Origin of the sequence: Fictibacillus sp. NPDC058756, from assembly GCF_042746035.1 — a bacterium.
Classification (GTDB): Bacteria; Bacillota; Bacilli; order Bacillales; family Fictibacillaceae; genus Fictibacillus.
In genome coordinates this window covers 2,459,791-2,473,017 of record NZ_JBHYPU010000001.1, presented here as the reverse complement: position 1 = coordinate 2,473,017, position 13,227 = coordinate 2,459,791, and the positions used below count along the sequence as shown (strand labels likewise).

14 protein-coding genes and 1 other annotated feature are annotated in these 13,227 nt (G+C 43.6%); of the genes, 11 read left to right on the top strand and 3 right to left on the bottom strand.

The window, feature by feature from the left end; translation table 11 throughout:
* Position 1: 1 nt before the first annotated feature.
* The 6 genes from thiW to ACFW35_RS12420 all read left to right on the top strand — a co-directional run bounded on the left by thiW (position 2) and on the right by ACFW35_RS12420 (position 3,895).
* Positions 2-511: an energy coupling factor transporter S component ThiW gene (thiW, locus tag ACFW35_RS12445; RefSeq protein ID WP_379847487.1), complete on the top strand. Its 510-nt coding sequence runs from the start codon at positions 2-4 to the stop codon at positions 509-511.
* Between the two features lie 72 nt (positions 512-583).
* Complete coding sequence (locus ACFW35_RS12440; protein WP_379846094.1) at positions 584-823, top strand: hypothetical protein; 240 nt, start codon at positions 584-586, stop codon at positions 821-823.
* 168 nt (positions 824-991) lie between these two features.
* Positions 992-1,594 (top strand): helix-turn-helix domain-containing protein, encoded by a 603-nt coding sequence (locus ACFW35_RS12435; RefSeq protein WP_379846093.1) that lies wholly within the window; start codon positions 992-994, stop codon positions 1,592-1,594.
* Positions 1,591-1,800 (top strand): hypothetical protein, encoded by a 210-nt coding sequence (locus ACFW35_RS12430; protein WP_379846091.1) that lies wholly within the window; start codon positions 1,591-1,593, stop codon positions 1,798-1,800. Before ACFW35_RS12435 ends, ACFW35_RS12430 begins: the two co-directional genes overlap by 4 nt.
* A 17-nt stretch (positions 1,801-1,817) precedes the next feature.
* Positions 1,818-2,399 carry an ATP-dependent Clp endopeptidase proteolytic subunit ClpP gene (clpP, locus tag ACFW35_RS12425; RefSeq protein ID WP_379846090.1) on the top strand — a complete coding sequence of 194 codons (582 nt, stop codon included), beginning with the start codon at positions 1,818-1,820 and terminating at the stop codon, positions 2,397-2,399.
* A 260-nt stretch (positions 2,400-2,659) separates the two neighbouring features.
* On the top strand, positions 2,660-3,895 hold the full coding sequence (locus ACFW35_RS12420; RefSeq protein ID WP_379846088.1) for an MFS transporter: 1,236 nt from the start codon (positions 2,660-2,662) through the stop codon (positions 3,893-3,895).
* Between the two features lie 102 nt (positions 3,896-3,997).
* On the opposite strand, the gene ACFW35_RS12415 is transcribed toward ACFW35_RS12420, so the two are convergent.
* Together ACFW35_RS12415 and ACFW35_RS12410 are read right to left on the bottom strand one after the other, a co-directional pair.
* A complete protein-coding gene (locus ACFW35_RS12415) occupies positions 3,998-4,852 on the bottom strand; it encodes a DUF1206 domain-containing protein (RefSeq protein ID WP_379847485.1) in 855 nt (284 codons plus the stop codon).
* 20 nt (positions 4,853-4,872) lie between these two features.
* Entirely contained in the window at positions 4,873-5,961 is a 1,089-nt protein-coding gene (locus tag ACFW35_RS12410; protein WP_379846087.1) for an AI-2E family transporter, read from the bottom strand.
* 152 nt (positions 5,962-6,113) lie between these two features.
* On the opposite strand from ACFW35_RS12410, the gene ACFW35_RS12405 reads away from it, so the two are divergent.
* From ACFW35_RS12405 to ACFW35_RS12385, 5 genes are all read left to right on the top strand, one after another.
* Positions 6,114-7,130, top strand: coding sequence for a LacI family DNA-binding transcriptional regulator (locus ACFW35_RS12405; RefSeq protein ID WP_379846085.1), 1,017 nt, complete (start codon positions 6,114-6,116; stop codon positions 7,128-7,130).
* Positions 7,131-7,220: 90 nt separating this feature from the next.
* Complete coding sequence (locus ACFW35_RS12400; RefSeq protein WP_379846083.1) at positions 7,221-7,943, top strand: ThuA domain-containing protein; 723 nt, start codon at positions 7,221-7,223, stop codon at positions 7,941-7,943.
* A 257-nt stretch (positions 7,944-8,200) separates the two neighbouring features.
* Complete coding sequence (locus tag ACFW35_RS12395) at positions 8,201-9,238, top strand: Gfo/Idh/MocA family protein (RefSeq protein WP_379847483.1); 1,038 nt, start codon at positions 8,201-8,203, stop codon at positions 9,236-9,238.
* The gene (locus ACFW35_RS12390; RefSeq protein ID WP_379846081.1) at positions 9,235-10,296 is read left to right on the top strand and encodes a Gfo/Idh/MocA family protein; all 1,062 of its coding nucleotides are present in this window, start codon (positions 9,235-9,237) and stop codon (positions 10,294-10,296) included. The genes ACFW35_RS12395 and ACFW35_RS12390 overlap by 4 nt, the downstream gene beginning before the upstream one ends.
* Positions 10,293-11,261 (top strand): sugar phosphate isomerase/epimerase family protein, encoded by a 969-nt coding sequence (locus ACFW35_RS12385; protein ID WP_379846079.1) that lies wholly within the window; start codon positions 10,293-10,295, stop codon positions 11,259-11,261. The genes ACFW35_RS12390 and ACFW35_RS12385 overlap by 4 nt, the downstream gene beginning before the upstream one ends.
* A gap of 153 nt (positions 11,262-11,414) precedes the next feature.
* Here the strand turns inward: ACFW35_RS12385 and ACFW35_RS12380 are convergent, their stop codons facing one another.
* A complete protein-coding gene (locus ACFW35_RS12380) occupies positions 11,415-12,818 on the bottom strand; it encodes a LysM peptidoglycan-binding domain-containing protein (RefSeq protein ID WP_379846077.1) in 1,404 nt (467 codons plus the stop codon).
* Positions 12,819-13,010: 192 nt separating this feature from the next.
* Positions 13,011-13,224 (top strand) — a binding site (T-box leader).
* The last annotated feature ends 3 nt before the right edge of the window (positions 13,225-13,227 follow it).

The window sequence follows — 13,227 nt, the reverse complement described above, 5'->3', positions numbered from 1 at the left end:
GATTTCAGTTCAAAAGCTGACACTTATGGCAATGTTTGCAGCCATCGGCACTCTTGCTTCACATATATTTTGGATACCAGCAGGTGTCGCAAAGGCTTTTCCTGTTCAGCATGCGATAAATGTCATCGCTGGAGTAATATTAGGCCCGCTTCCTGCAGTGATTGTAGCATTCGCCATAGGGCTTTTGCGTAATTTGTTTGGTGTTGGTTCTCTGCTTGCGTTTCCAGGGGGGATGATTGGAGCTTTGTTAGCGGGGTATTTTTATAGAAAAGCTAAAACTTATGGAGCAGCAGCGGCAGGTGAGTGGATCGGAACAGGTCTTATAGGAGGGGTTATTGCAGTTCCGGTCGCAGCCCTTTTCTTAGGATCAAAGACAGGCGCATTTTTCTTCGTCCTTCCGTTTCTCACAAGTTCTGTCGCCGGTGGAATCATTGGATGGATGGTGCTCAGGTTGATTAGAAAAAGTTCATACGTAAATCTCAATGCAGAGTCGCACGAAAAATCTGTTTAAGCTATGCACCGAATAGGCCTCCACGCCGTACACTGAGTACTATCACCCGGTGAAAAGGGGGTCTTTTATCAGATGAAAAAACGACCAAAACAGTGGGTTTATACCGAAATGCTGCTTATGTTCTTGGGGCTGCTGCTCGCCATCTATAACGGAAAGTATTGGGAGAGCCCTTCTGTATTATTCTCGATCTTAATGGCTATCTTTATATTCCGTGCAGTGGAACGAAGAATATTTAAACAAAAAACAGAATTTTGGTTTAACGTCGGGATGGCCGGGATTTTCCTTATCCTTGGCGTCATACCTCTTTTATAAAATGATCAGAATGCAGACTGTTATTGATAGGCAGTCTGTTTTTTATGTTTATAGGCAGGTGTATATTTTGAGTAAATCTTTGACATAATGAAGCCTATCGTAATAAAATAATTTTACGTAAAGTATTATTTTTACGTAGGGTCAAATTCCAAAAGTGAGGTGATGTGAGTGAATAGGAATCAAACCGTACCAGAAACGTTTATCGTCACAGAGCCAGAACAGGCTGCAGCACTTCTGCATCCTGTCAGGTCAGAGATCATAAGCTTATTGAAGGAGCCGAGATCTGCGACAGAACTATCAAAAGTGATGAATGATTCCGCTCAAAAGGTGAATTATCATCTAAAGACACTGGAAAAAGTCGGCCTTGTTATGCGGGCAGGCACAAGGAATGTCAGAAACCTTGTAGAAGTTCTTTATAGAAGTGCAGGAAAGACTTTTCTGTTATCTGATTCACTCGGTCTGTCACAAGAAACCATCCGAAAACTGAAGGATCAGACTGCACTAGCTCATGTATTATCTTTAACGGAGAAAATAAAACGAGACGCCGTATCGCTTATGGAAGAGGCTGAGAATGATGAAATTCCGAGTGCAGTCATGGAGATGGAGCTCTCACTTTTAGGCGTAGAAGAACGGCAAGCTTTTTTACAGGATTACTCAAACATGCTTTCAGAACTGATTAAAAAACACCATGATCCAAAACAGGGAAAATCCAGAACATTTCATGTTTCAATGGCGATGTACCCAAAACCTGAAGGAGGCGGCACAACGTGAAAGAGGAACAGAAGAGTACGGTTACACCAATAAAAAAAGATTATGTTACGGAAGAAACAAATGTGATCCCGGTGAAAAAAGAAGTGCAGGTTGAGGGTGCTGACAGTCAGCAGCAGCCGGCGAAGATTATTTTTATTACATCAGGATTCGGGAAAATAAATGTTCCAAATACAACAAGCACAAGCCCGATGGCAATCGCGGCATAAATAGGAGGAAAAATAGAATGAACTTAATACCAATGGTAGTTGAATCCACGAACCGCGGTGAGCGTTCGTATGATATTTATTCAAGACTGCTAAAAGACCGTATTATCATGCTTGGAAGTGCTATTGATGATAATGTGGCGAATTCAATCGTCGCACAGCTACTTTTCCTCGCAGCTGAAGATCCTGATAAAGATATCTCAATCTACATCAATTCACCTGGGGGCTCAGTAACCGCAGGCCTTGCGATCTATGACACGATCCAATTTATCAAACCAGATGTATCCACGATCTGTATCGGCATGGCAGCATCGATGGGTGCCGTTCTATTAGTGGCAGGCGCAAAAGGCAAGCGTTATGCGCTTCCGAACGCTGAAGTCATGATCCACCAGCCACTCGGAGGTACACAAGGGCAGGCATCAGACATGGCCATCCATGCAAAACGGATCCTGCAGACACGCGAGCTCTTGAATAAAGTCATCTCAGACCGCTCTGGACAGCCGATTGAAAAAGTAGAAAAAGACACAGACCGCGACTACTTCATGTCTGCAGAGGAAGCAGTAAAATATGGAATCATCGACAAAGTGATCGAGAAGATCTAAGCATATATAAAGCTTGTAGTAAGCAAAATTATATAAGAAAAGCCAGCCCGATTCGGGCTGGCTTTTCTTTGCGGGAAATGGGGTCTGACCCCTAACAATTTATTTCCCGCATGCAATATTCATTTTTTCTCTTGGCGGTTTGCTCGATTTCACGTGTCGCAAATCGCTATTTTAGTAATGGACTTGTTTGTTGTGGTAATCTATTGAAAAGATACATAGTCAGGAAGTTTTTGAGTAGATAAAGAAAGAAGGAATGCAGCATGGCCACATCAACTGAGAAGACGCCAAGCTTAGCGTCTTCGCAGCAGAAGACCATTTATTCAATTTTATTTGCTATTAGTTTTGTTCACTTGTTAAATGACTCGATGCAGGCTGTTATTCCTGCGATTTTTCCAATCTTAGAGAAATCGATGGGGCTTACTTTTACACAGCTCGGGTGGATTGCTTTCACACTCAACATTACTTCATCTGTAATGCAGCCAATCGTAGGCTGGTATACGGATCGAACGACCTCACCGTATTTACTGCCTTTTGGAATGATGGCTAGTTTAATAGGTATGCTGGGGATTGCTTTTGCTGATTCGTTTTATATGATAATCATTTCTGTTATTGGGATTGGGCTTGGATCTGCGGTATTTCATCCTGAAGGTTCACGAGTTGCTTATATGGCAGCAGGAAATCAGCGAGGTCTTGCCCAGTCAATCTACCAGGTTGGAGGGAACTCTGGGACTTCACTGGCACCTGTGATGACTGCTCTCGTTTTTGTTCCGCTTGGTCAGTTTGGGGCAGTATGGTTTACTTCTTTTGCGGCGATCGCTATTTTTGTCCTGTTTTATGTATCAGGATGGTATGCTAGACAGCTTGCTCATTTTCCTCGCGTAAAAAAACAGTCCGGTGAGAAAAAAGCGATTGATAAAAAGCGTAAAAATCAAGTCATTATGGCGATGGCACTTCTTGTTTTTCTTGTGTTTGGACGGTCTTGGTATTTCTCAGGAATCAGCAACTATTATCAGTTCTATCTGATTCAAGATTACGATTTGACCATCCGCCAGGCACAAATTTATTTATTTGTATTCATGGCGTCCGGGGTGCTTGGTACATTCTTCGGCGGACCGATTGCAGACCGTTTAGGAAAGAGGAACATGATTTTTTGGTCGATGGTCGGAACAGCACCATTAGCGCTTCTTTTGCCGCATATGGGATTATGGGCAGTAGCGCCACTGTTTTTCATGATCGGATTTATTTTAAACACAAGCTTCTCCGTTACAGTGGTTTATGCGCAAGAATTAGTTCCTGGAAGGATTGGAATGGTTTCAGGATTAATTGTAGGTCTTGCATTCGGAATGGGGGCACTTGGTTCAGTTGTGCTCGGAAAGGTAGCGGATGTTACAAGTATCTCTTACACCATGCTGCTCATCAGCTTTTTGCCTTTGTTAGGTCTGTTGACCGTGATGCTGCCAACTGACCGTACACTAGAGAAGTGGTCTAGAGAGTGATAAAGTGATGGGGTCTGTCCCGGGTCTGTCCCGGGACAGACCCCATACAAAATCCAATCAAACAAAAATCCTTGCCGCGGTATCGGCAAGGATTTTTATTCTTTATTGGTTATTCAATCTTCGATATTTGGCGCTTGCAAACATAAACACGCCATAAGCGATAAAGCCTAGGGCTACGATTGCGAGCAGAACCGGTCCGAATGGCTGGTTAGAAAGCTCTAGAAGAGCACCGTCCAGTCCTCTTGTTTCTTCAGGATTTGCGAGAATAGCGGTGCGTATAAGGAAAAAGCCAATAATCATAAATACAATCCCGCGTGCTATCATTCCAAAGGTACCGATATAGCCGCTCCATTTCCATTCCTTCTTGTTCATTTCGTTTTTCTTAAGGTTCTTTTTGAATTTTCGTGACATGGCTCTGAACAGAAAAACAACTCCGATTATGCCAAAAACAAGTCCGCCGATTGCAACCAATAACTGTCCGAAAGGCTGCGCCAGCATCTGTGCAGATAGAGTCTGATACGTTTTATCCGACGATTCTCCTCTTGCACGGAATAGAATACGCAAAGCACTAATGCACATTGCCGTATAAACACCTGCAATAATTAAATATCCCAGTCTGCTGAACCACCTCTTCCAGCTATGGTTCACGCATTCGGGATCAAAAACCGCTTTCATGATCTGCCAGAACGCATATGCGCTCAAACCAACGGCAAGTATAATCAATAAAACAGGTCCAAACGGCTGCTGAGCAATCGTGTAAAGTGCACCTTGCGAGCTTGCTTCATTCAAATGTGTACCTGTGGAAGTAATCAATGCAAGAATCCCGATTACAACATACACGATACCCTTTGACAGGTATCCTATTCTTGCAAAGCGATGTATCCACGGCTGGAAAGACTCAAAATGATTCTTAATCTTATCCTTATACGTTTCTTTTTTTACGAATGGCTGTTTCACAGTCAAAATCGGCTCTCCTTTCAGAGCAAATCACTTCTCGTCTCTGGTGGGTTATATAACAAATAAATCCGGTACAGATTACTTATGATGGTTTTTGTAACTGCATATGCCGGAATAGCCAGCAGCAAACCGATAAAGCCAAACGCGGCTCCAGACATCAGTACGACCAGGATGATTGTAAGCGGATGTATGCGAAGTTTTCTTCCCATGATCTGCGGAGATAGAATGTTACCTTCCACCTGCTGAACAATAAGTGTTACAAAAGCTACTTTTATCGCCATCATCGGGTCTTGGATAAGCCCGACTAAAAGAGCAGGGAACACTCCGATGAATGGTCCGAGAAAAGGAATAACATTCGTCAAAACAGCAAAAAGAGCAAGAACGAGTGCGAACTTAAGGCCGATTATCATATAGCCGGCATACATAAATACACCGACAAACAATGCGACCAATATTTGTCCTTTTATATAAGAAGACAGCGTAGAATCGATATCCCGCAGAATGGCAGCGACGTCATGTTCCATGTGACGAGGTACTAGCCTTAGAAAATAATTAAAGAACTTTTTGTCATCCAGCAGTAAATAAAATAGTATAAACGGTACCACCAATAGAACGAGAGCGATATTTGTTAAAGTAGTAACGAGAGCTATTACATCTTTGGAGATGGAGCTTGTGAACTTTTCGAGGCGCTCGGTTGCAAGTTTTGCAACCTGTGTGCTGTCTATGAATGATTTGTTTTCACCTGTGACCATTTTTCCTGTTTTTTCAGTGGCTTCACCTATTTTTTTAGGGAAGTCATCTGTAAGGTTTGTTAACTGATCCGCGACTACAGGAATAGCAACACCTGAAATTCCGGTGAATGCTAAAATTAATCCCAGCATGACAAGGAATATAGCTAGGAATTTGGGCACCTTCTTTTTGATCAGAAAACGGATGAGCGGTCGGAGCAAGTAATATAACAATCCAGCGATAAACACTGGAAAGAAGACGCTCGAAATAACAAGATATAGGAAGTCAATGAGATAGTCGATTTTCCCTAGCAAGAATAAAATAGTGAGTACGAGTACGGCACCTGCCCCGTACTTAAAGAATGAGTGCTGATACCACATAAGCAGTGACCTCCATTTCATATTAGTATTCTTTTCCCTTTTTCAAAAACTGTAATCTTTTTATGGAAAATATAATTGACTTTTTTAAAGAGCGCTGATAGATTGAAAGGGTAAATGTAAACGTTTACGTAAGAAGAAAGCAGGTAGATTTTTTGAATCCGACAATTAAAGATGTAGCCAAGTATGCAAACGTTTCAATTGCAACGGTTTCCCGTATCGTTAATGGGCTGCCTGGCTATTCGGAGGACACGAAAAAAAAGGTGCAAGAAGCTATTGAAGTTTTAGGCTATCAGCCGAACGCCATCGCCCGCGGACTGATCAATAAGCGGACCCAAACGATCGGTGTCCTGTTTCCCGAAGTGTCCGGGATGCTTTCATCAGAAGTACTTGAAGGTGTCGAGAATGCCGCTCACGACGGCGGATTCAGCGTCATCGTCTGCAATACGACATCCAGCGGAAAGCGGACAGTCAAGTATCTGCGATTGTTGCAGGAAAAAAGGGTAGACGGCATCATCTTTGCTTCTGAAGATGTGAAAGAAGAGTACTATACTATTTTTCAAGAGATGAAAGTTCCAGTCGTACTTGTCTCAACTGCTTCATCAAACTATGATCTGCCTTTCGTGCGTGTAAACGATTTTGAAGGAGCTTTTCAGGCAACTGAGCACCTGGTAAAAAAAGGACATAAACAGATTGGGATGATAGGCGGCAGCAAGAATGATCCGATTGCGGGAGTTCCCCGAATGAGAGGTTTTAAGGAAGCACTTCAAAAGCATTCCCTGGCCTTTTCAGAAAATCATATCACGACTAATGAAGGCTACCGTTTTCAAAATGGAAAAGAGTCATTGCCTTTGCTGCTGAAGCAGCTGCCGAATATGACCGCTCTGTTTGCTGCGAGTGACGAGATGGCCATTGGAGCTATGTCTGCCGCACATCAGCTGGGCATAAAAGTACCAGAAGAACTGTCGATCATCGGATACGATAATTTGAAGATCGCAGAAATGTGTTATCCTGCACTTACAACAGTCTCACAGCCTTTAAAAGATATGGGGCAAACTGCAGGCGAGATTTTAGTGAAATTGATTAAAGGTGAAGAAAAAGAAGCAGAAAGCCGTTACATGCCATTTACGATTGTAGAGAGGCAGTCAGTCTGTGATTTACATGACAAGTAAAAAACGGAGGCAACATTCGCTTCATTTTTATTTGAGAAATACGTAAACGTTTACGTAAAACGCTTACACATATATAGGAGGCATATACAAATGATTAAAGTTACAGTATGGAACGAGAACCGACATGAGCAGAAGAATCCGACAGTGCAGGAAATCTACCCGAAAGGAATTCACGGTGCCATCGCTGAGTTTTTAGAAGATGCAGGCCATGATGTGAAGACTGCAACCCTTGATGAGCCAGAGCACGGTCTTACAGAGGAAGTGTTAAACAATACAGATGTTCTTGTATGGTGGGGGCACCTTGCACATGACGAAGTTGATGATGAGATTGTAAACAAAGTCCAGCAGCGTGTTTTAGATGGAATGGGTCTCTTAGTTCTGCATTCCGGCCATTTTTCTAAAATCTTTAAAAAGCTTATGGGCACGTCATGTGATTTAAAGTGGCGTGAAGCCGACGAAAAAGAACGTATTTGGATTGTGAATCCTAGCCATCCGGTAGCAAATGGTCTTGGTGAATACATCGAACTTGAAAAAGAAGAGATGTATGGTGAGCACTTTGATATCCCGGCTCCTGACGATCTTGTTTTTGTGAGCTGGTTTGAAGGAGGGGAGGTGTTCCGCTCAGGATGTGCTTACAACCGCGGAAAAGGGAAGATCTTCTACTTCCGCCCAGGGCACGAGACTTACCCGACTTATTACAACAAAGACGTTCAAACCGTAATTACAAATGCCGTGTCATTCTTAGCTCCAACTGGAAGCCAGGCTCCTGTATACGGAAACGCAAAACCGCTTGAAGTAATTGGTGCAAAATAAATTATTTTGGCTGCAGTCTAAAATAGATTGCTGCTTGGGGGTTAAGGCTTCATTGACAAATTGATTGAAGTGCAAGGTGCGAGACTCCTGCGGGACGAGTGTGACAGGTGAGACTCCTAATGGCGCAAAGCGGCAGGAGGCTCACCGCACGCCCCGCGGAAAGCGAGCATCCTGGAACGGAAGTCAATTACCTTCAAGACCATCAAAGTTTGCTAAAAAAGCAATTATTTTTAGAAACCAATCATGAGGAGGAAGTTATTATGACAGTAAAAGTAGGAATTATCGGATGTGGAAGCATCGCCAATCACCGCCACTTGCCGGAGTATGTGGCAAACCAGGATGTTGAGATCGTTGCTGTATGTGATGTTGTAAAAGAACGTGCTGAAGCTGCACAAGCTATTTACGGCGGGAAAATTTTTACGGACTATAACGAGCTGCTTGCACTTGATGAAGTAGAAGCAGTAAGTGTTTGTACACCGAACTACCTGCATGCACCAGTTTCAGTTGCTGCATTAAAAGCAGGAAAGCACGTTTTATGCGAAAAGCCGATGGCCACATCTTTACAAGAAGCTGAAGAGATGATTGAAGCAGCTGAAAAAAGCGGAAAGACTCTCATGATTGGGCATAATCAGCGTTTCGTTCCAGCACATCAAAAAGCGCGTGAGATCATTGCGAACGGTGAACTTGGGAAAGTATACAGCTTCCGTACGGCGTTCGGCCATCCAGGACCTGAGGCGTGGAGTGTTGACGGGAAGAACAGCTGGTTCTTTAAGAAGGATGAAGCATTTATCGGTGCGATGGGAGACCTTGGCGTTCATAAAACTGACTTGATTCGTTATATCCTTGGGGAAGAGATCGCAGAAGTCGGAGCGTTTGTAGAAACAAGTGCGAAGGAATTCGCTTCAGTTGATGACACAGCGGTTTGTGTATTAAAAACAGACAGCGGTATTATCGGAACACTCGCTGCAAGCTGGTCATATACGGCAAAAGAAGACAACTCAACAATTATCTACGGGGAAAAGGGAATCCTTCGCCTAGAAGACGACCCGCAATATTCACTTGTAGCACAATATACAAATGGGTCGATTGTTCGTTATGAGATGGGTGCGATCCAGACGAATGAAAATCAATCAAACTCTCATGTTGTTGACCATTTTATTGAAGCGGTTGAATCAGGTGAAACACCGCTCATCACTGGTGAAGAAGGCAAACGTTCACTTGCAGTAATTCTTGCAGCGTTAGAATCAAACGAAAAGAAGACGATCGAAAAAGTTAAAACAGGAGTACACGCATGAAATTAAGAGTCGGCATAATAGGGGCTGGCGGCATCGCACAGGGCCGTCATATCCCCGCATTTCAACAACTTGGAGATCAAGCAGAAATTACTGCCATAAGTGATGTGAACGTGGAAGTTGCGAAATCGGTTGCTGAAAAATTTCACGTACCGAACTACTTCACAACCTTTCAAGAGATGTGGCCGCATGTGGATGCTGTTGTCATCTGCACGCCAAACAAGTTTCATAGAGAAATAACAGTGGCTGCTCTAGATGCTGGTAAGCACGTACTCTGTGAAAAACCGATGGCGATGACTGTAGAGGAATGCGCCGAAATGGTTGAGGCTGAAAAGCGTTCCGGTAAAGTACTTTCAATTGCGTATCACTATCGTTATATGAAAGAATCTCAAGCAGCGAAACGTGTAATTGAGGCCGGTGAAGTGGGAAATCCATTCGTTGTTCGTGTTCAGGCTCTCAGAAGACGCAAGGTGCCAGGCTGGGGAGTTTTTACGAACAAAGAGCTTCAGGGCGGAGGAAGTTTAATAGATTACGGCTGTCATCTGCTTGATTTAACTTTGTGGCTGCTTGATAACCCGGCTATAAGTGAAGTTTCAGGTCAAACGTATAACACGGTAAGCCGTGAAGCGGAGCAGGTGAATCAATGGGGTACTTTTGATGCCGATACTTTTGAAGTGGATGATCACGTTACGGCTTATATCCGTTTAGCGAACGGCGGAACGATCCTGTTTGAAACGTCATGGGCTGCAAACATTCCAGATGATGCGGAAATGGTTCGGATCTCAGGTGACCGCGGCGGACTTGATGTATTTCCTTTCTCGGTCAATAAAGCAGAAAACGGTATGATGACGACAACTAAGGCAGATTGGATTCTGGGAGAAGATGATCCTGGACTTCCGCAGGCTAAAAATTTTGTAGACAGCTGCCTAGGAAAAGCTGAGCCATTAGTAAAAGCGGAAGAAGCGATGAACACGTCGCGTGTTATTGAGGCAATCTATGCAAGCAGTTTGATGGGGAAAAGCGTCCCTGTTGAGAACGGAAAAGGAGTGGAGAAAGCATGAAACTAGGAGTATTTACAGTTCTTTTTTCGCAAAAGTCATTCACGGAAATGCTTGATTATGTAAAAGAAGCAGGCGTTCAAGCTGTTGAGATCGGAACAGGGAACTATCCTGGCAATGCACATTGTCCGCTGGATGAATTATTAGCGAGTGAAGCAAAACGCAATGAATATCTACATGAAGTAGAAAAGCGCGGTTTAACGATTTCTGCATTCAGCTGCCACGGGAATCCGCTGTCTCCAGATGAGGCGTTCGCGAAAGAATCACATGATACTTTTGTAAAAACAGTAGAACTTGCAGGGTTGATGAATGTACCTGTCGTGAACTGTTTCTCAGGTGTTCCTGGGGATTCTGAGAGCGCGAAGTATCCGAACTGGCCGGTATCACCTTGGCCGAACGAGTACAGCGACGTACTGAAGTGGCAATGGGAAGAGAAGCTCATTCCTTATTGGCGTACATGGGGTCAGTTCGCAAAAGAGCATGGTGTTAAAATCGGTTTAGAGCTTCACGGCGGTTTCTTAGTTCATACGCCATACACGCTGTTAAAACTGCGTGAAGAAACATGTGATGCGATCGGTGCGAACCTTGATCCTTCTCACTTATGGTGGCAGGGAATCGATCCTGTCGCTGCAATCAAAATCCTAGGAAAAGCTGGAGCGATCCATCATTTCCATGCGAAGGATACGTACTTAGATCAAGACAACATCAACATGCACGGCTTAACAGACATGCAGCCATACGGCGCTGTTCAAAACCGTGCATGGAGCTTCCGTTCAGTAGGATGCGGTCACTCTGTTCAGGACTGGTCTGATATGATGAGTGCACTTCGTACGTATGGCTACGACTATGTTGTGAGCATTGAACACGAAGATCCAATCATGTCGATCGAGGAAGGTTTCTCTCGCGCTGTGAAGAATCTGCAGTCGATCCTCATCTCTGAACAGCCAGCCGAGATGTGGTGGGTCTAGTACAAAAGTAGGGGTCTGACCCCAGACAAATACAAATCGCCGATTTGTATTTGTGGGGTGCACAACCCTTTGATTAAGTAAGCATGATATCCGAAGTTGCGGATTTCATGCTTTCTTTTCTTCATTCACTAACCAAAACAATAATGACCCCTTCTAAATCTTCCTTACCCGCATCGTATCACGAACGACTGGCCAGTTCTGCGGGAACGGTATACCCAATACCCAGAAGCTGACTCCGCGGAGGCCGTAATCGATGGCAGTTCGGTATTTTGCCTGAACGCTCCTGGCATCTTCAAACCAGACTTCATGTTCTTTCCCTTGTGCATCGAAATACTTGAACCAAGGTGATTGATCACCCTCATCAAATTCAATGGATACATTCTCTTGGGCTGCCAGATTTACCGCTGCAACTGGACTTAATGTACGTGCGAAAGTGCCTTGTACGAAAGGCAGCGTCCAATCCCGTCCATATGTGGGAACGCCCATCATTATTTTATCGCGTGGAATTACCGTAACGGCATAATCAAGCACTTTTTTAACTTCATCCAAAGGAGCGATAGCCATGGCGCGTCCGCCTGCCCAGCCCCATTCATAGGTCATGACCACAACAAAATCAACAATCTCTCCATGTGCTTTGTAATCGTGGGCTTCATACAAGAGACCAGGCTGTTCTTCCTTGTACTTTGGAGCAACGGCAGAAGAAACAGAATAACCTAAGGGCTTAAACTTGGCGACAGCCTTTCTTAAGAAATTATTGTAGTCCTCTTTATTTTCTGGATATACGTATTCAAAATCAAAGTTTACTCCGCGGAATCCTTTTTTTTGCATCGTGCTAAGAATATTGTTCAGAACGGTTTCCTGTAAGGAATCACTGTCCAATATCGTTTTAATCAAATCTGAATTAAATGCTCCATTTTCAATATTAGTAATCCCCATAAGAGGAGCAACCCGGTTAATTCTCGCAGCTGCAAGAACGCCTTCGTCCTGAAGAGAAGTTAATCCGCCAGACTTCGTAACCGAATAACTAAACGGTGTGATATAGGTTAGATAGGATCCAACATTTCTTACTTCGGTTTGAGCGGCGGTTCCCATATTCGTTATATAAGCATTCACTTCTTTTACAGGTCTTTTATAAGGGATAGAAAGCCGAGTTCCCGTATAGATCAGAGCAGGATTTGCAATGTTATTTTCCCTTTGTATATCAGCCACAGATGTGCCGTATCGATTCGCAATAGCATAAAGGGACTCACCCTGTTTCACGACATGTACGGGTATATCAATCACTTGACCGATATAGATAACGGAAGCAAGAGGAATGTTGTTCCAGCCTATTAAACTTTCAACCGTTGTCCCGAAACGGCTTGCAATCTCGTAGAGTGTATCTCCTGACTGAATTGTATAAGTCGGAAATTCATTTGGTATAACAAGAGCCTGACCAACTACTAAAACATTTTGATTCTCAATTCCGTTAATCTTGACGATAGATGCTATCTGAACACCGTAGCGCTGAGAGATCTGCCAAAGAGAATCACCCCTTTGAACCACATGAATATACATAAACACAACGCCTCCTTTTACCCTGTATCTAATGTATTAAAAATTCACCCATTTTATGAAAAAGACAGAAGGGGGACAGACCCGGGTCTGTCCCCCCTCTCACTTTAAAGCTGTAAAGAGTAATCGCAGAAATTAGAAGTAAAACTCTAATTGACAGTTCATGGCAGTATCAACTATAATTTTCAAAAACAACCAGAAACATCGATGAGGATTAGTACATTGATCCTGTCTTTTCCAGAGAGGGAGCCATCTGCTGAAAGGTTCCTGCTGACAGCCAATCGAACCTGCCTCTGAGTTCTGATTCCGATACTAGTGGAAGATATCAGCGGTTCAAGACCGTTATCATGAAAGAGTGTAAAGCTATGCTTTGAATTAGGGTGGTACCGCCATGCAAATGGTCCCTAATAAT